This window comes from Streptomyces sp. NPDC101393 (genome assembly GCF_044767385.1).
GTDB lineage: Bacteria > Actinomycetota > Actinomycetes > Streptomycetales > Streptomycetaceae > Streptomyces.
This window is the reverse complement of the sequence record NZ_JBIWNU010000003.1, coordinates 606,562-624,229: the sequence shown is the minus strand read 5'-3', so window position 1 is coordinate 624,229 and position 17,668 is coordinate 606,562. Positions and strand designations below refer to the sequence as shown.

Annotated in this window: 14 protein-coding genes; 13 read left to right on the top strand and 1 reads right to left on the bottom strand. The window is 72.8% G+C overall.

All coding sequences use genetic code 11. The features are described from left to right. Nucleotides 1-21 precede the first annotated feature (21 nt). The 13 genes from ACIRQ7_RS12580 to ACIRQ7_RS12520 all read left to right on the top strand — a co-directional run bounded on the left by ACIRQ7_RS12580 (nucleotide 22) and on the right by ACIRQ7_RS12520 (nucleotide 16,132). A complete protein-coding gene (locus ACIRQ7_RS12580) occupies nucleotides 22-1,197 on the top strand; it encodes a Gfo/Idh/MocA family protein (RefSeq protein ID WP_404262055.1) in 1,176 nt (391 codons plus the stop codon). Between the two features lie 61 nt (nucleotides 1,198-1,258). Next, nucleotides 1,259-2,272, top strand: a complete 1,014-nt coding sequence (locus tag ACIRQ7_RS12575; protein ID WP_404262053.1) for a sugar phosphate isomerase/epimerase family protein — start codon at nucleotides 1,259-1,261, stop codon at nucleotides 2,270-2,272. 255 nt (nucleotides 2,273-2,527) lie between these two features. Further along, entirely contained in the window at nucleotides 2,528-5,122 is a 2,595-nt protein-coding gene (locus ACIRQ7_RS12570) for a PQQ-dependent sugar dehydrogenase (RefSeq protein ID WP_404262051.1), read from the top strand. Nucleotides 5,123-5,194: 72 nt separating this feature from the next. Next, nucleotides 5,195-6,559, top strand: a complete 1,365-nt coding sequence (locus ACIRQ7_RS12565) for a ThuA domain-containing protein (RefSeq protein WP_404262049.1) — start codon at nucleotides 5,195-5,197, stop codon at nucleotides 6,557-6,559. Further along, entirely contained in the window at nucleotides 6,556-7,782 is a 1,227-nt protein-coding gene (locus ACIRQ7_RS12560) for an inositol-3-phosphate synthase (protein WP_404262047.1), read from the top strand. Before ACIRQ7_RS12565 ends, ACIRQ7_RS12560 begins: the two co-directional genes overlap by 4 nt. Nucleotides 7,783-8,213: 431 nt before the next feature. Then, nucleotides 8,214-9,233 (top strand): SCO3242 family prenyltransferase, encoded by a 1,020-nt coding sequence (locus tag ACIRQ7_RS12555; RefSeq protein WP_404262315.1) that lies wholly within the window; start codon nucleotides 8,214-8,216, stop codon nucleotides 9,231-9,233. Next, the gene (locus ACIRQ7_RS12550; RefSeq protein ID WP_404262046.1) at nucleotides 9,230-10,141 is read left to right on the top strand and encodes a sugar phosphate isomerase/epimerase family protein; all 912 of its coding nucleotides are present in this window, start codon (nucleotides 9,230-9,232) and stop codon (nucleotides 10,139-10,141) included. The genes ACIRQ7_RS12555 and ACIRQ7_RS12550 overlap by 4 nt, the downstream gene beginning before the upstream one ends. Next, nucleotides 10,135-10,818, top strand: a complete 684-nt coding sequence (locus tag ACIRQ7_RS12545; RefSeq protein WP_404262045.1) for an EboA domain-containing protein — start codon at nucleotides 10,135-10,137, stop codon at nucleotides 10,816-10,818. The genes ACIRQ7_RS12550 and ACIRQ7_RS12545 overlap by 7 nt, the downstream gene beginning before the upstream one ends. Before the next feature lie 95 nt (nucleotides 10,819-10,913). Next, on the top strand, nucleotides 10,914-11,765 hold the full coding sequence (locus ACIRQ7_RS12540) for a TatD family hydrolase (RefSeq protein WP_404262044.1): 852 nt from the start codon (nucleotides 10,914-10,916) through the stop codon (nucleotides 11,763-11,765). 15 nt (nucleotides 11,766-11,780) lie between these two features. Further along, on the top strand, nucleotides 11,781-13,004 hold the full coding sequence (gene eboE / locus ACIRQ7_RS12535; RefSeq protein WP_404262043.1) for a metabolite traffic protein EboE: 1,224 nt from the start codon (nucleotides 11,781-11,783) through the stop codon (nucleotides 13,002-13,004). A gap of 20 nt (nucleotides 13,005-13,024) precedes the next feature. Continuing rightward, nucleotides 13,025-14,443 carry a nucleotide pyrophosphatase/phosphodiesterase family protein gene (locus ACIRQ7_RS12530; protein WP_404262314.1) on the top strand — a complete coding sequence of 473 codons (1,419 nt, stop codon included), beginning with the start codon at nucleotides 13,025-13,027 and terminating at the stop codon, nucleotides 14,441-14,443. A 40-nt stretch (nucleotides 14,444-14,483) separates the two neighbouring features. Then, nucleotides 14,484-15,551: a sugar phosphate isomerase/epimerase family protein gene (locus ACIRQ7_RS12525; protein ID WP_404262312.1), complete on the top strand. Its 1,068-nt coding sequence runs from the start codon at nucleotides 14,484-14,486 to the stop codon at nucleotides 15,549-15,551. Nucleotides 15,552-15,763: 212 nt separating this feature from the next. Beyond that, nucleotides 15,764-16,132, top strand: coding sequence for a chorismate mutase (locus tag ACIRQ7_RS12520; protein WP_401467097.1), 369 nt, complete (start codon nucleotides 15,764-15,766; stop codon nucleotides 16,130-16,132). A 75-nt stretch (nucleotides 16,133-16,207) separates the two neighbouring features. On the opposite strand, the gene ACIRQ7_RS12515 is transcribed toward ACIRQ7_RS12520, so the two are convergent. Continuing rightward, the gene (locus ACIRQ7_RS12515; protein WP_404262041.1) at nucleotides 16,208-17,605 is read right to left on the bottom strand and encodes an OFA family MFS transporter; all 1,398 of its coding nucleotides are present in this window, start codon (nucleotides 17,603-17,605) and stop codon (nucleotides 16,208-16,210) included. Nucleotides 17,606-17,668: the final 63 nt, after the last annotated feature.

Here is a 17,668-nt window from a genome sequence, read left to right as displayed (position 1 = left end):
CGTCGACAGTCGAGGTGATTCATGGATGACCACGCGCAGGACCCCGCTCCGGCCCCCGCACTCGGCGTGGGCATGATCGGATACGCCTTCATGGGCGCCGCCCACTCCCAGGGCTGGCGTACCGCGGGACGCGTCTTCGACCTGCCGCTGCGCCCGGCGATGAACGCCGTGTGCGGCCGCGACCGGGCCTCCGTACGGGCCGCCGCCGGCAAACTCGGCTGGGCCGCCGCCGAAACCGACTGGCGCCGGCTGATCGCCCGCGACGACGTCCAGCTCGTCGACATCTGCACCCCCGGCGACAGCCACGCCGAGATCGCCATCGCCGCGCTGGAAGCCGGCAAACACGTGCTGTGCGAGAAGCCGCTCGCCAACTCGGTCGCCGAGGCGGAGGCCATGACGGCCGCCGCCGAGGCCGCCCGCAGCCGCGGGCAGATCGCCATGGTCGGCTTCAACTACCGCCGCACGCCCGCCCTCGCGCTGGCCCGGCAGATGGTGGCGGCCGGCCGGATCGGTGCCCTGCGGCACGTGCGGGCGACGTATCTGCAGGACTGGCTGGTCGATCCGGCGGCGCCGATGGGGTGGCGGCTGCAGCGGGAGCACGCCGGGTCCGGGGCGCTCGGCGACCTCGGCGCGCACATCGTCGACCTCGCGCAGCATCTGGCGGGGGAGCAGCTGGCGGGCGTCTCGGCCGTCACCGAGACCTTCGTCGCCGAGCGGCCGCTGCCGGGCGGCGGCCTGGGGCGGGTCACCGTGGACGACGCCGCGCTGTTCACCGGGCGCTTCGCCTCCGGCGCGCTGGCCTCCTTCGAGACCAGCCGGGTCGCGGCCGGCCGGAAGAACTCGCTGCGCATCGAACTCAACGGCGAGCGGGGTTCGTTGGCCTTCGACCTGGAACGCCTCAACGAACTGTCCTTCCACGACCAGACCGAACCGGCCGACGCCGCCGGCTTCCGCCGCATCCTCGTCACCGAGCCCGGCCACCCCTACCTGAAGGCCTGGTGGCCGCCGGGCCACGGCCTGGGCTACGAGCACACCTTCGTCCACCAGGCCCGCGACCTGGTGCACGCCATCGCCACCGGAGTGCCGCCGCGGCCGTCCTTCGCGGACGGGCTGCAGGTGCAGCGGGTGCTGGCCGCGGTGGAGGACAGCGCGTCGAAGAACTGCGCGCTCACCTCGGTGGTGCCGGTGCCGGTCTGACGCACACCGGGTGCCCGACGCGAGCGCAGCGCTCCCCGACCCCGTACTCAAGGAGGCTCGTATGCCCAGACCGTTCACGCTCTTCACCGGACAGTGGGCCGATCTGCCACTGGAAGAGGTCTGCCGCCTCGCCCGTGACTTCGGCTACGAAGGACTCGAACTCGCCTGCTGGGGTGACCACTTCGAGGTCGACCGGGCGCTGAACGAGCCCGGCTACCTCGAAGGGCGGCACCAGCTGCTGGACAAGTACGGGCTCACCTGCTGGGCGCTCTCCAACCACCTGGTGGGCCAGGCGGTGTGCGACGCGATCATCGACGAGCGGCACCGGGCGATCCTGCCCGCCCGGATCTGGGGCGACGGCGAGGCGGAGGGGGTGCGGCAGCGGGCGGCGGCCGAGATCGCCGACACGGCACGGGCCGCGGCCGCTTTCGGCGTACGCACCGTCATCGGCTTCACCGGGTCGGCGATCTGGCATCTGGTCGCGATGTTCCCGCCGGTGCCGCCCGGCATGATCGAACGCGGCTACCAGGACTTCGCCGACCGCTGGAACCCGATTCTGGACGTCTTCGACGCGCAGGGTGTGCGGTTCGCCCACGAGGTGCATCCCGGCGAGATCGCCTACGACTACTGGACCACCCACCGCGCCCTGGAGGCGGTCGGGCACCGCCCCGCCTTCGGCCTCAACTTCGACCCCAGCCACTTCGTCTGGCAGGACCTCGACCCGGTCGGCTTCCTCTACGACTTCCGCGACCGTATCTACCACGTCGACTGCAAGGAGGCCCGGCGGCGGCTCGACGGCCGTAACGGGCGCCTCGGTTCGCACCTGCCGTGGGGCGACCCGCGACGGGGCTGGGACTTCGTCTCCGCCGGGCACGGGGACGTCCCCTGGGAGGACGTGTTCCGGATGCTGCGCTCGATCGGCTACGACGGCCCGGTGTCGGTGGAGTGGGAGGACGCCGGGATGGACCGCCTGCAGGGCGCCCCCGAGGCGCTGGCCCGCCTGCGCGCCTTCGACTTCGAGCCGCCCACGGCCTCCTTCGACGCGGCCTTCGGCGGGCCGGACCGGGACGGCTGAGCGTACGGCGCGGGGCCGGACGGCCGATCGTACGGCGCCGAGGGCGGGGCGGCCGGGCCCACGCGGGGCAGGACGTCCGGCCCCGCGTCCCGCCCCGCGAGCGGCCCGCGTCCGTCCCGGACCCGCGCCTTTGTCCTGTGTCAGGAAAAAGGTGACCGCAATTGCCGCGCGAAGGCTTTCCGGATCGGACGAACGCGGCTACGGTCCCAGCCAATAGCGGCAGATATGTCGTGAGCATGTCAGTGCAGGAACCCCATGGCGGCGCACCCCGCCGAAGGCACAGCGCGACGCCCGCGAGCAGCGCGGCGAGCACAGCAGCGAGCAACACAGCGAACTCCCCCCACCGACAACCCGTACGGGAGGCACCGCGTGTACCGCAAACGGCACCGACCGATCAGGCTCCGCCCCGCCCTCGCGCTCTTCGCGAGCGGACTGCTGGCCGCCGGATCGCTCACCCTGAGCGCCGCCAGCGCCGGGGCGGCCCCGACCCACCCGGCGCACGACACCGCCGCGAAACCGGCCGCGGCCGAGGACTTCCAGCAGGTCACCCTCGCCAAGGGGGAGGCGGAGATGGGCGAGCCGATGACCCTCGCCGTGCTGCCCGACCGCTCCGTGCTGCACACCGCACGCGACGGCACACTCCGGCTGACCGGCGCCGACGGGGACACCGCCGTCGCCGGGAAGATCCCGGTCTACTCGCACGACGAAGAGGGCCTCCAGGGCGTCGGCGTCGACCCCGGTTTCACCGAGAACCGCTTCATCTACCTTTACTACGCACCCGAGCTGGACACCCCGGCAGGCGACGCGCCGGAGACGGGGACCGCCGAGGACTTCAAGAAGTTCGACGGCGTCAACCGGCTCTCCCGCTTCGTCCTGAAGGAGGACGGGACGCTGGACACCGCCAGCGAGCACAAGATCCTCGAAGTCCCCACCTCCCGCGGCATCTGCTGCCACGTCGGCGGCGACATCGACTTCGACGCGCAGGGCAACCTCTACCTCTCCACCGGCGACGACTCCAACCCGTTCGCCTCCGACGGCTACACCCCGATCGACGAACGCGCCGACCGCAACCCGGCGTTCGACGCCCGTCGCAGCGCCGGCAACAGCAACGACCTGCGCGGCAAGATCCTGCGGATCAAGGTCGCCGCCGACGGCTCGTACACCGTCCCCGACGGCAACCTTTTCCCGGCCGGAACGGACAAGACCCGACCCGAGATCTACGCGATGGGCTTCCGCAACCCCTTCCGGATGAGCGTCGACAAGCCCACCGGCATCGTCTACGTCGGCGACTACGGCCCGGACGCCGGCGCCGCGGACCCCGAGCGCGGCCCCGCCGGGCAGGTCGAGTTCGCCCGGGTCACCAAGCCGGGCAACTTCGGCTGGCCGTACTGCACCGGTGACAACGATGCCTACCGCGACTACGACTTCGCCACCAAGACGTCCGGCGACGCCTTCGACTGCGCGGCCCCCAAGAACACCTCCGCGCACAACACCGGCCTCACCGACCTGCCGGCCGCGCAGCCCGCCTGGATTCCGTACGACGGCGGTTCGGTACCCGAATTCGGCACCGGATCCGAATCCCCCATGGCCGGGCCCGTCTACCACTATGACGCCGCGTCCGACTCCAAGGTGAAGTTCCCCGAGTCCTTCGACAACAACTTCTTCGCCGGTGAGTTCGGCCGCGCCTGGATCAAGCGCATCGACAAGGGCGACGACGGCACCGTGAAGTCCATCAACGCCTTCCCCTGGACCGGCACCCAGGTCATGGACATGTCCTTCGGCCCCGACGGCGCCCTCTATGTCCTCGACTACGGCACCGGCTACTTCAACGGCGACGAGAACTCCGCCCTCTACCGCATCGAGAACGCCACCGAAGGCCACTCACCGGTCGCCGACGCCAAGGTCGACAAGACCTCCGGACAGGCGCCGCTGGCCGCGAAGTTCACCGCCTCCGCCACCGACGCCGACGGCGGCGACCTCAGCTACGCCTGGGACTTCGGTGACGGCACCAAGGCCACCGAACAGAACCCCTCCCACACCTACGACAAGAACGGCACCTACACCGCCACCGTCACCGCCAAGGACGCAACCGGCCGCACCGGATCCGCGAGCGTGCACCTCACCGTCGGCAACACCGCACCCGAGGTGAAGCTCGAACTCCCCGGTGAAGGGCAGCTGTTCACCTTCGGCGACAAGGTGCCCTTCAAGGTGACCGTCACCGACCCCGAGGACGGCACCATCGACTGCGCCAAGGTCAAGGTCACCCACATCCTCGGCCACGACAGCCACGGCCACCCCGTCACCTCGGCCAACGGCTGCGAAGGCACCCTGCAGACCATGGCGGACGGTGAACACGACCCCAACGCCAACATCTTCGGGGTCTTCGACGCCGAATACACCGACCAGGGCGCCAATGGCCAGCCCGCCCTGACCACGCACGACCAGAACATCGTGCAGCCCAAGCACCGCCAGGCCGAGCACTTCACCTCCTCCGAAGGCGTCAAGGCCATCGCCCACACCCCCGCCCACGGCGGCAAGACGGTCGGCGACATCCACAACGGCGACTGGATCGGCTTCACGCCGTACATCGTCGGCAACGCCACGAAGATCACCGCGCGGATCGCCTCCGCAGGCACCGGCGGCACCCTTGAGGTCCGCACCGGCTCCGCCGACGGCAAGCTCCTGGGCACCGCGAAGGTCCCGGCGACCGGCGGCTGGGAAACCTACGCCGACGTCAGTGCCGACCTCACCGGACCACCGGCCGGCACCACCACGCTCTACCTCGTCTTCAAGGGCAGCGGCAGCGAAGCCCTCTACGACCTGGACGACTTCACCTTCACCACCGGCTGACAGCCGCCGCCCGGGGGTACGGGCCGGCCCGCAGCGGCCGGCCCGTACCCCCGCCCGGAGGAAGGACACCTCATGCACCCCTCCGCACGTCTGGGCGTCACCGCCGCGGCGGCCACAGCCCTCCTCGCCACGATGGCGCTGCCCGGCGCCGCCGCCCCGCACCGGGCGGAGAACCGTGTCCTGGTCTTCTCCAAGACCGCCGGCTTCCGCCACGACTCCATCCCCGACGGCATCGCCGCCGTCAAGGACCTCGGCGCACAGCACGGATTCGCCGTCGACGCCACCGAGGACGCCGGCACCTTCAACGACACCGACCTCGCCCGCTACGACGCCGTCATCTTCCTCTCCACCACCGGCGATGTCCTCGACGGCGCGCAGCAGACCGCCTTCGAGCGCTACATCTCCGACGGCGGCGGCTACGTCGGTGTGCACGCCGCAGCCGACACCGAATACGACTGGCCCTTCTACGGCGGCCTGGCCGGCGCCTACTTCGACTCGCACCCCGCCATCCAGCCCGCCACCGTACGCGTCGAGGACCGCGCCCACCCGGCCACCGCCCACCTCGGCGCCGCCTGGGACCGCACCGACGAGTGGTACAACTACCGCTCCAACCCGCGCGAGCGGGCGCACGTCCTCGCCGCCCTCGACGAGTCCACCTACACCGGCGGCACCATGAACGGCGACCACCCGCTCGCCTGGTGCCAGGAATACCAAGGCGGCCGTGCCTTCTACACCGGCGCCGGACACACGAAGGAATCCTTCGCCGACCCCGCCTTCCGCACCCACCTGCTCGGCGGCATCCGCTACGCCACCGGCGAGGCTCAGGCCGACTGCCGCCCCGAACAGGGCTACCGGCCGCTCTTCGACGGCACCTCGACCGACGGCTGGAAACAGGCGGGCCCCGGCTCCTTCACCCTCAACGACGGCACCCTGACCTCCACCGGCGGCATGGGCCTCCTCTGGTATGAAGCGCAGGAGCTCGGCTCGTACTCCCTCAAGCTCGACTGGAAGATGACCGGCGACGACAACTCCGGTGTCTTCGTGGGCTTCCCGGCCTCCGACGACCCCTGGTCGGCCGTCGACAAGGGCTACGAGATCCAGATCGACGCCAGCGACGCCGCCGATCGCACCACCGGCTCCGTCTACACCTTCCAGGCCGCCGACCTCCCCGCCCGGGACGCCGCACTCAACCCGCCGGGCGCATGGAACACCTACGAGATCCGGGTCGAGGGCGAGCACCTCCAGCTCTGGCTCAACGGCCGCAAGATCAACGACTTCACCAACACCGACCCCGCGCGCAGCCTGCGGCAGGGCCATATCGGCATCCAGAACCACGGGGCCGACGACGAGGTGGCGTTCCGCAACGTCCGCGTCAAGGAACTGCCGGACGCCCCGTCGGGCGGCGCGGGCGCCGAGAGGAAGGGTGGCAAGCGATGACGGACGGGCCGCGGGAGACGAGAGACGAGGCGAGGGGCGAGATGCCGGGGCGGGACGGCGGCGGCCCCCAAGGCACCGGCCGCACCGGGGTGTGGCTGATCGGCGCGCGGGGTTCCGTCGCCACCACCGTGGTCGCCGGGTGGGCCGCCCTGACCGCGGGACTGCACCCGCCCACCGGCATGGTCACCGAGTCCGCCCCCTTCACCGACCCACCCGTCCCGTCCCTGCCACCGCTCAGCTCCCTCGTCTTCGGCGGCCACGACACCGCCGCCTGCCCGCTGCCCAAACGGGCCGAGGAACTCGCCGCGGGCGGCGTCCTGCCCTACGGGCTGCCGCGCGCCGTGCACGCCGAACTCGCCACGGCCGACGCCGCGATCCGCCCCGGCGGCCCCCAGCACGGCGACACCCGCGACGACGCCGAACTCGTCGCCGCGTTCGCCGCCGATCTGCGTGCCTTCCGCCGCGAGCACGGCCTCGACCGCACCGTCGTCATCAACGTCGCCTCCACCGAACCGGCCCCCGCCCACCCGCCGGGCGCCGCCGGCCCGGAGCCGTACACCGACCGACTCCCGGCCAGCTCCCTGTACGCGCACGCCGCCCTGCGGGCCGGCTGCCCCTACCTCAACTTCACCCCCTCCGCCGGCCTGCACCACCCCCTCCTCCAGGAGATGGCACGCTCCAGCGGACTGCCCTACGCCGGCCGGGACGGCAAGACCGGCCAGACCCTGCTGCGCTCCGTACTCGCCCCGATGTTCGCCCAGCGGGCGCTCACCGTCCGCGCCTGGTCCGGCAGCAACCTGCTCGGCGGCGGCGACGGCGCGGCGCTGACCGACCCGGGCGCCGCGGCAGCCAAGAACGCGGGGAAGGCGCGCGTCCTGGCCGACACCCTCGGCGAACTCCCGCCCGGCGAGGTGCACATCGACAATGTGCCGGCCCTCGGCGACTGGAAGACGGCCTGGGACCACATCGCCTTCGACGGGTTCCTCGGCAACCGGATGGTCCTGCAGACCATCTGGCAGGGCTGCGACTCGGCCCTCGCCGCTCCCCTCGTCCTCGACCTGGCCCGACTGCTGGCCGCCGCACACACCGTGGGTCTGTCCGGTCCGCAACCGGCCCTCGGCTTCTTCTTCAAGGACCCCGACGGCGGCCCGTCCGCGCTCGCCGAGCAGTACGCGGCCCTGACCGACTACGCCGACCTGCTGCGGGCTCGGGGGCAGGCATGAACCGACCCGGAAAGGTGGGGGAGGGGCCTTCGCTGGGTAAGGGAGGGAAGGGCGCGCCCGAGCACGGGGGCACAGGAGCGGGCGGCCCGCAGGCACGGCCTGCCGAGAGCGGCCCGGTGGCGGGATCTGTGGGGGATCCCGTCGCCGGGCATCCGGCCGCCACCGGGCGGAGGGATGCTTCTGGGCAGAGGAATGTCCCTGGGCAGAGTGATGCCTCGGGGCACAGGCGCGCCGCCGGCCGGGTGGACGTCACTGATCAGGTGGACGCCACGGGCCCCGCGAGCGACGTCGGGGGTGCGAGTGGCACCGGGCACCCGAGCGCTGCTGAGCACCCGGGCGGCACCGGGCGTGCGGATGTCGTTCTTCCCCTGCCCCTGCCCCTGCCCCTGCCCCTGACCGAGACCGAGACCGAGGCCGGACCGCCGGGCGCTGTGGGCGCCGTGGGCGGGACGGGCCGGGCGTGGGCCGAACTCCTGCGCGTCTCCGCCCTCTTCACGGTCCCTGGCGACCTGCTCGCCGGCGCCGCGGCCGGCGGCCACCGCCCCGGTCGCCGCACCCTCCTCGCCGCCTGCTCGTCCCTGTGCCTCTACGAGGCAGGGATGGCGCTCAACGACTGGGCGGACCGCGCCGTCGACGCCGTCGAACGCCCCGGCCGCCCCCTTCCGTCCGGCCGTATCGCACCGGCGGCCGCCCTGGCCGCGGCCGGCGGCCTGACCGTCGCCGGAATCGCCCTCGCCGCCGCGGCAGGGCGCCCCGCCCTGCTCACCGGCACCGCCCTGGCGGCGACCGTCTGGGCCTACGACCTGCACCTCAAGAACACCCCGGCAGGCCCGGCCGCCATGGCCTGCGCCCGCGCCCTGGACCTGCTCCAGGGAGCCGTCGCGGGCGGTCCGCGTCGGATGGTGAGCGGGGCGAGCGGCGGGGCGAGGCCCGCCGGGCCGGCCACGGCCGGGCGTCCGGCTGGTGCCGCACGGCACTCGGCCGCGCGCTCCGCCCGCGCCGCGCTGCCCTCGGCGGCTCTGCTCGGTGCGCACACGCTGGCCGTGACGACGGTGTCGCGCCGCGAGGCGCAGGGGAGTTCGTCCGCGCTGCCGCTGGGCGGGCTCGCCGCGGTGGCCGCCGTCGCCGCTTCCGCCGCCGGCACCGCCGTGCGGCGCGGCGGCACCTCACAGGGCCCCCGTACCGGCACAGGCGCAGCCTCCGATGCGGGTACCGGGGCGACCGCCGTGCTCCTCGCCGGCTACGCCGCCACCGCCGCGCGCCCGCTCCTGCACGCCGTCCTCAACCCCTCGCCGTACTTCCTCCAGCGCGCCGTCGGCGGCGGTATCCGCGCCATGATCCCGCTGCAGGCGGCACTCGCGGCCCGCGCCGGTGCGCCCCGTACCGGGCTGGCCCTGCTCGCGATGGTCCCGGTCGCCCGCCGCCTGTCCCGGAAGGTCAGCCCGACATGACCGCTACGACGCCGCTGCGGCTGGCCTACGGAACCAACGGCCTCACCGACCTCCGCCTCACCGATGCCCTCGCCCTCCTCGCCGACCTCGGCTATGACGGCGTCTCGCTGACCCTCGACCACATGCACCTCGACCCGCTCGCCCCCGACCTCGCCGCCCGTACCGCCGAAGTGGCGCGGCGAACGGCGGAGTTGGGGCTCGCCGTGGCCGTCGAGACCGGCGCCCGCTACGTACTGGACCCGCGCCGCAAACACGGCCCCACTCTCCTCGACCCCGCCCCTGAGGCCCGTGCCGTCCGTACCGACCTGCTGCGCACCGCCGTGCGCGTGGCCGCCGACCTGGGCGCGACCGCCGTCCACTGCTTCAGCGGCACCCCACCGGACGGCACACCCGAGGACCTCGCCTGGAAGCGCCTCACCGAGGCGCTCACCCCCGTCCTCGAAACCGCCGGCGACGCGGGCCTCCCGCTCGCCATCGAACCCGAGCCCGGCCACCTCCTCTGCGACCTGGCGGGGTTCCACTATCTCCGGGCGGCCCTGGGAGGACCGGACCCCGAAGTCCTCGGGCTGACCCTGGACATCGGCCACTGCCAGTGCCTGGAGCCCGACCCGCCCGCCGTATGCGTACGGGCGGCGGCTCCCTGGATACGGCACGTCCAGATCGAGGACATGCGACGCGGCGTCCATGAGCATCTGCCGTTCGGCACCGGCGAGATCGACTTCCCGCCGGTCCTCGCGGCGCTGAGGGACGTCGGCTATGCGGGCCTGGTGGGCGTCGAACTGCCGCGTCACTCCCACGCCGGGCCCCAACTCGCCGCATCCTCCCTGGACTTCCTCCGGGCAGCCGGAGCCGGCGGGGAGAGCACGCGGCCCCCCGCCGCCGGCCCTGCGGGAGGCGGATCGTGGTGACGGCCCCCGACGAACGGCTCACCCGGCTGCACACGGCGCTCCTCGACCGCCTGGACGCCCCCGCCCGCACCTGGCTCACCGAGTCGCTCGACGACGCGCGCGCCCACGGCCTGCGCACCGCCGCGCCCGAGGGGCCTACGGCCCCGCTCCCCACCTGGGAACTACGGTTCGCGGCGGCGGGCCGGCACTGCACCCGCCGTGAACCGCCGCACACCGCGGACCCGGAGGCGGCCGAGGCGGCCCGCGTCCTCCTGTTGCACGCCGCCCGCGCCGACGCCCGCACCGTCACCCGGCTCTACGGGCACGGCACCGCGGCCGAGCGCCGCGCGGTGCTCGGCGCGCTGCCCTACCTCACGCTGGACGCGCAGGCCCGGCCCCTCGTCGAGGACGCGCTGCGGACCCACGACACCCGGCTGGTCGCCGCCGCCGTCGGGCCGTACGCCGCGCGCCATCTCGACCAGCACGCCTGGCGGCACGCCGTCCTGAAGTGCCTGTTCACGGACGTACCGGTGGCGGCCGTGGCGGAGCTGGCGCGGCGGGCGGCGGGCGATGCCGAACTCAGCCGGATGCTCCGCGCCTACGCACGTGAGCGCTCCGCCGCCGGGCGCCCCGTCCCCGACGACCTCCACCGGGTCCTGGACCTCACCCGGTCCTCGCCGCCCGGCTCTCCCCCCTGACCGCCGCCGCACCCGCCGTCCCTGCCCGACCCCCGTCCTCCGGCTGATCGCGCAGCCCGCCCGATCCCCGTTCCCGGCACCTGCGAGGAGTCCCGATGCGCATCTTCGACCCGCACATCCACATGACCTCCCGCACCACCGACGACTACGAGGCCATGCACGCCGCAGGCGTCCGGGCCGTCGTCGAACCTTCCTTCTGGCTGGGCCAGCCCCGTACCTCGCCCGCCAGCTTCTTCGACTACTTCGACAGCCTCCTCGGCTGGGAGCCCTTCCGCGCCGCCCAGCACGGCATCACCCACCACTGCACGCTGGCCCTCAACCCCAAGGAGGCCAACGACCCGCGCTGCACCCCCGTCCTCGACGCCCTGCCCCGCTACCTCGTCAAGGACTCCGTCGTCGCCGTCGGCGAGATCGGCTACGACTCGATGACCCCCGCCGAGGACACCGCCCTCGCCGCCCAGCTCCAACTCGCCGCCGACCACGGGCTCCCGGCCCTCGTCCACACCCCGCACCGCGACAAGGCCGCCGGCCTGCGACGCACCCTCGACGTGCTCCGGGAATCCGCCCTCACCCCCGAGCGCGTCGTCCTCGACCACCTCAATGAGACAACGGTGGGGGAGGCCGCCGACAGCGGCTGCTGGCTGGGCTTCTCCGTCTATCCCGACACCAAGATGGACCCCGAGCGGATGGTGCGGATCCTGCGGCTGCACGGCACCGACCGCGTCATGGTCAACTCCGCGGCGGACTGGGGCCACAGCGATCCGCTCAAGACCCGGCAGGTCGGCGAGGCGATGCTCGCGGCCGGCTTCGGCGACGACGCCGTCGACAAGGTGCTGTGGCGCAACCCCGTCGCCTTCTACGCCCAGAGCGGCCGCCTGGACCTCGGTCCCACGCCACCGCCGGGCGCCCTGCACGAGGGCAACTCCATTCTCCGCGGCGGGGAATGAGGGAGGAGAGCCGCCATGCGCTTCCGCCACCCCGACGGGTCCACCGTCCACCTCGCCTACTGCACCAACGTCCACCCCGCCGAGACCCTCGACGGCGTCCTCGCCCAGCTCCGCGACCACTGCGAGCCGGTCCGCCGGCGCCTCGGCCGCGACCGGCTCGGCATCGGCCTCTGGCTCGCCAGGGACGCCGCCCGCGCCCTGACCGCCGACCCCGCGGCGCTGCGCCGGCTGCGCGCCGAACTCGACACCCGAGGCCTGGAAGTCGTCACCCTCAACGGCTTCCCGTATCAGGGATTCGGCGACCAGCACGTCAAGTACCGCGTCTACCGCCCCGATTGGACGGAGCCGGACCGGCTGGAGCACACCACCGACCTGGCGCGGCTGCTGACCTCGCTGCTCCCCGACGACGCGGCCGAGGGCACCATCTCGACCCTGCCGCTCGCCTGGCGCACCGACTTCGATCCGGCCCGCCCCGCCCGCGACCGGCACGACACCGCCCTCGAAGCGCTGCGCACCCTCACCACCCGGCTGGACGCCCTGGAGGACCTCACCGGCCGCTCCATCCGGGTCGGCCTGGAGCCCGAGCCGGGCTGCACCGTCGAGACCACCGCCGACGCCATCGGCCCGCTCACCGCCCTGGGCCGGAGCGCCGCCGGCCCGGCCCGCCACCGCACCGGCCCCCGCATCGGCATCTGCGTCGACACCTGCCACCTCGCCACCTCCTTCGAGGAACCACGCGACGCGCTGGCCGCGCTGCGGCGCGCCGAGGTGTCCATCGTCAAGTCGCAGCTCTCCGCCGCGCTGCACGCCGAGCACCCCGAACGTGCCGACGTCCGCGCCGCGCTGGGGGCGTTCGCCGAGCCCCGCTTCCTCCACCAGACCCGCACCCGCACCCCGCAGGGCGCACTACGGGCCACCGACGACCTCGACGAGGCGCTCGCCGGCGAGGGCGGGCTGCCCACCACCGCCCCCTGGCGGTCCCACTTCCATGTGCCGCTGCACGCCCCGCCCGAGCCGCCGCTCACCTCCACCCTGCCGGTCCTCAAGGACACCCTCGCGCTGCTGGTCGGCGGGCCGGCCGCGCGTACGCATCACCTGGAGGTCGAGACGTACACCTGGCAGGCGCTGCCGGCCGCGCTGCGCCCGCGCACCCGAGGCCGGCTGATCGACGGTATCGCCGCCGAACTCGGCCTGGCCCGCGACATGTTGACCGACCTCGGCCTCAAGGAGCTGCCGTGACCGCCACGCCCACCGGGCCCCTGGAGAGCGGGTACACCGACGACGCGACCGAACGGCCCGGCCCCGCCACGCCCCGGCTCCTCGTCCTGGACGTCGTCGGACTCACCCCCCGCCTCCTCGCGCACATGCCGCACCTGTCCGCCCTCGCCGAGGCCGGCGCGTACCGCCCGCTGCGGACCGTGCTGCCCGCCGTCACCTGCAGCGTCCAGTCCACGTTCCTCACCGGCTCGACGCCCGCCGCGCACGGCATCGTCGGCAACGGCTGGTACTTCCGCGACCTCGGCGAGGTCCACCTCTGGCGCCAGCACAACGCCCTCGTCGGCGGCGACAAGATCTGGGACGCCGCGCGCCGGGCCCGCCCCGGCTACACCGTCGCCAACGTCTGCTGGTGGTACGCGATGGGCGCGGACACCGACTGGACCGTCACCCCCCGCCCCGTCTACTACGCCGACGGCCGCAAGGAACCCGACTGCTACACCAGGCCCCCGGACCTGCACGACGAACTGACGGAGCTGCTCGGCACCTTCCCCCTCTTCACCTACTGGGGCCCGACCGCCGCCCTCGCCTCCTCGCAGTGGATCACCGACGCCACCCGTCACCTGCACCGCACCCGCCGCCCCGACCTCACCCTCGCCTACCTCCCGCACCTGGACTACGACCTCCAGCGCCACGGCCCCGACGACCCGCGCGCCCACGCCGCCGCCACCGCGCTCGACGCCGTCCTCGCCCCGCTCCTCGACGACGCCCGCGCGGCGGGCACCACGGTCGTCGCGCTCTCCGAATACGGCATCACGCCCGTGCGCCGCCCCGTGGACATCAACCGCGCGCTCCGCAGGGCCGGGCTCCTGGAGGTGCACACCCAGGACGGCATGGAGTACCTCGACCCGACCACCTCCCGCGCCTTCGCCGTCGCCGACCACCAGATCGCACACGTCTACGTGCGCCGCCCGGAGGACGTCGCGGCCACCCGGGAGGCGCTCGCCGGCATACCGGGAATCGCTCAGCTCCTCGACGACGAGGGCAAGAAGGAGTACGGCATCGACCACCCCCGCGCCGGGGAGCTGGTCGCCCTCGCCGACCGCGACGCGTGGTTCACGTACTACTACTGGCTCGACGACGCCCGCGCCCCCGACTTCGCCCGGCTCGTCGAGATCCACCGCAAACCGGGCTACGACCCCGCGGAACTCTTCATGGACCCGCGCGACCCCTACGTACGGCTGCGCGCCGCGACCGCGCTGGCCCGCAAGAAGACCGGGATGCGCTACCGGATGGCCGTCGTCCCGCTCGACCCCGAACCGGTCCGCGGCAGCCACGGACTGCTGCCCGCCGACCCCGCCGACGGCCCGGTCGTCATCTGCTCGCAGCCCGGCACCCTGCCGGACGCCCCCGCCGCCACCGACATCAAGCCGCTGCTGCTGCGCCTCGCCCACCTCGGCTGACCGCCCACCGCCCCCTCAACAGGAGCCCACCGTGACCCCCATGACCCGCCTGACCCGCGACGACGACCGCACCGGAGACCTCGCCCGCAAGCTCGCCCGCCGCAGATTCCTCGGCGTCGCCGCCGGCACCACGGCCGCCGCGCTGATCGGCGCCACCGGGGCGACCACGGCGTCCGCCGCCCCGGCGCCGCGCACCGCCGCGCACGGCCGCCGCCGGCTGCTGCCGCCCGGCCGGCTCGGCATCCAGCTCTACACCCTCCGCGACCAGACCAGCGCCCTCGGCTTCGCCCGGGTCTTCGAGGAACTCGCCCGCTACCACTACGACGAGGTCGAATTCGCCGGCTACACCCAGGACGCCACCGGCCCCATCAGCCTCGCGCAGCTGAAGCGCCTGCTGCGGGACAACGGCCTGCGCGGTGTCGGCAGCCACGTCGGATACGCCTCCACCGACCCCAAGGCGTACACCTTCGCCACCAACCTCACCCAGGTACTGGACGACGCCGAGGCCCTCGGGCTGCCGTACGTCGGGACGCCGTCCAGCCCCAACCGCTACGGCGACACCGTCGACGCCTGGAAGCGCGCCGCCGAGGAGTTCAACACCTACGGCGCCGCCGCCAAGGCCCGCGGCCTGCGCTTCTACCAGCACAACCACGCCGAGGAGTTCTCCTTCGCCACCGACGACCCGAGCGTCCGCCTCTACGACGTCCTGCTCGCCGAGACCGACCCCGACCTGGTCTTCCTCGAAATGGACATCTACTGGGCCTATGTCGCCCAGTACCGCTTCTCGAAGCGGCCCGACGGCACCCCGGCCCCCTTCGAGCCCCTCGACTACGTCCTGAAGGACCCGCACCGCTACCCGCTCTTCCACGTCAAGGACGGCGAACACGACAACGCCGCCCAGGACGGCTATCGCATGGTCGACGTCGGCGACGGCGACATCGACTACGGGCGCTTCCTCGCGACGGTGAACAGGCGCAAGGGCCACGGCCACCGCGACCACCACTGGATCGTGGAACGCGATGACGCCGTCGACCCGGCCGCCAACCCCGCGGGCTCCCTGTCCACCGCCGCCCGCTCCGCCGATCACCTCCGCCACCTGCGCGGATAGCGCGCGAAGGGGCAGGGAGCCCGGGTGGTGCGCCGTACGGGCGGTGGATCATGGCGGTTCTCCGCGGGTCTCCCGGACCGGATCGCGCGAACGGGTCCGATCCGCGAGACCAGCCCCGTGCCGTCCTCCGCCGCCGGGTAATGTGCAGGCGATCACGCAGCACCCGGCCACGGGTGACGCACCCGCACCCGACCACGAATGGCGAGACGCACATGAGCGAAGGGACAGCACCGGCGGTCGGCGAAGCGGCCTCCGTCGCCGACCAGGCGGCCCGGGAGCAGCTGCTCTATCTGCGCGGCAGCATCGACAACCTCGACGCCGCCCTGGTGCACCTGCTCGCCGAGCGCTTCAAGTGCACCCAGCAGGTCGGCGAGCTCAAGGCCCGGCACAGCCTCCCGCCCGCCGACCCGGCACGCGAGGCCGCCCAGATCGAGCGCCTGCGGACGCTGGCCGCCGACGCCCGCCTGGACCCGGCCTTCGCCGAGAAGTTCCTGAACTTCATCATCGGCGAGGTGGTCCGCCACCACCGCGCGATCGCCGACCGTTCCCAGGACGAGCCCGGCGGGCCCGCCGCCGGCTGACCGCCGGGAAGCGCGTCGAGGGGGCGGTGCCAGGAGGGCACCGCCCCCTCGACGCGCTCGCCGGCCGCGGCCGCCTCAGATCATTTCCCGGCTGATCGGCTGCGGGTTGGGCACGACCTTGCGCACCCTGGTACGTCCCGGCTGGTGCAGCAGCAGGGCGAAACAGGCCGCCACCATGGAGATTCCGCCGGCGAGTGCGTAGGCGCCGTTGTATCCCCAGGCGTCGACGACCATCGCTCCCATACCGCCGCCGAACAGACCGCTGACGAGTTTGCCGCTGTAGACGAGCCCGTAATTCGTGGCGTTGTAGTTCTCGCCGAAATAGTCCGGGGTCAGCGCCGCGAACATCGGGTAGAAAGCGCCACCGCCGAAGCCCGAGAGGAACGCGAAGAACAGGAACAGCCATTCGCTGTGGATGTCGCCCGCCCAGATCACCCCGAACTGCGCGAGGCCCAGCACCACGATCACGAAGACCAGGGTCAGTTTCCGTCCCCACAGGTCCGAGAGCCAGCCGACCACCGCGCGGCCGACGCCGTTGACGACGGACATGACGCCCATCGACGACGCCGCGACCAGTGGGCCGAATCCGACCTCCTTGGCGAAGTCCACCTGGAAGGAGATGCCGAATATCGAGACGCCGGCGGTCATGACCACCGTGATCCACATCAGTGGGAGCATGCCGGTCCGGATGGCTTCCCGCGGAGTGAACTGCTTGACCGCCGGCGGGTTCTTGGCGAGGCTCGCCGCGCTCTTCTTGTTGCCGGCGAAGCTCAGGGGGTCGATGTCGGCCGGCCACCAGTTCTTCGGCGGGTCCTTGAAGAACCAGGCGCAGACCGCCACGACCAGCAGTACGTAGACGCCGATGAGGTCCAGCACCTCGTCGAAATTGCCGGTGTCGAAGGCGTAGTTGAAGATGAAGATGAAGGGCAGCGCGCCGTAGGCGAAGCCGCCGTTGACGAATCCGGTCTTCGCCCCACGCCGCTCGGGGAACCACTTGCCGACCATGTTGATGCAGGTGGCGTAGATGAGGCCGGAGCCGAGGCCGCCGATGACACCGAAGCCGCAGATCGCCAGGAACACATTGTCCAGATGCGCCAGGGCGAGGAACCCGAGAAAGCAGAGGGCGGCGCCGAGGAACATGGCCCGCCGGGCGGTCAGTATTCCCCGCTCCCGCATCCAGCCCGCGGGAAAGGCGATACCGGCCTGGAAGAAGACCCAGACGCTCAGGATCCAGAAGGTGTTGCTCTGCGTCCAGCCGTGCGCCGCGGAAAGGGTGTCCTCCGCCGAACCGTAGGCGTATTCGGACACGCTGATGGCCATCATCGCGACCCACGGCAGATACACCATCAACTTGCGGGAATGGCCCAGGATATCGCGGTCGGTCTCACCGATCCGATAGACACGGCCCTTGCTGTCCGTGACGTCCCGGAAGGCGGTCCCACCGGCCGCGGCCCGTTCGTTCGCTGTGCTCATGTCGTCCCCTTGGAATCGAAAGAACCCGGTCAGCGCCCCCTGTCCGATCTCTTCGTGCTCCAG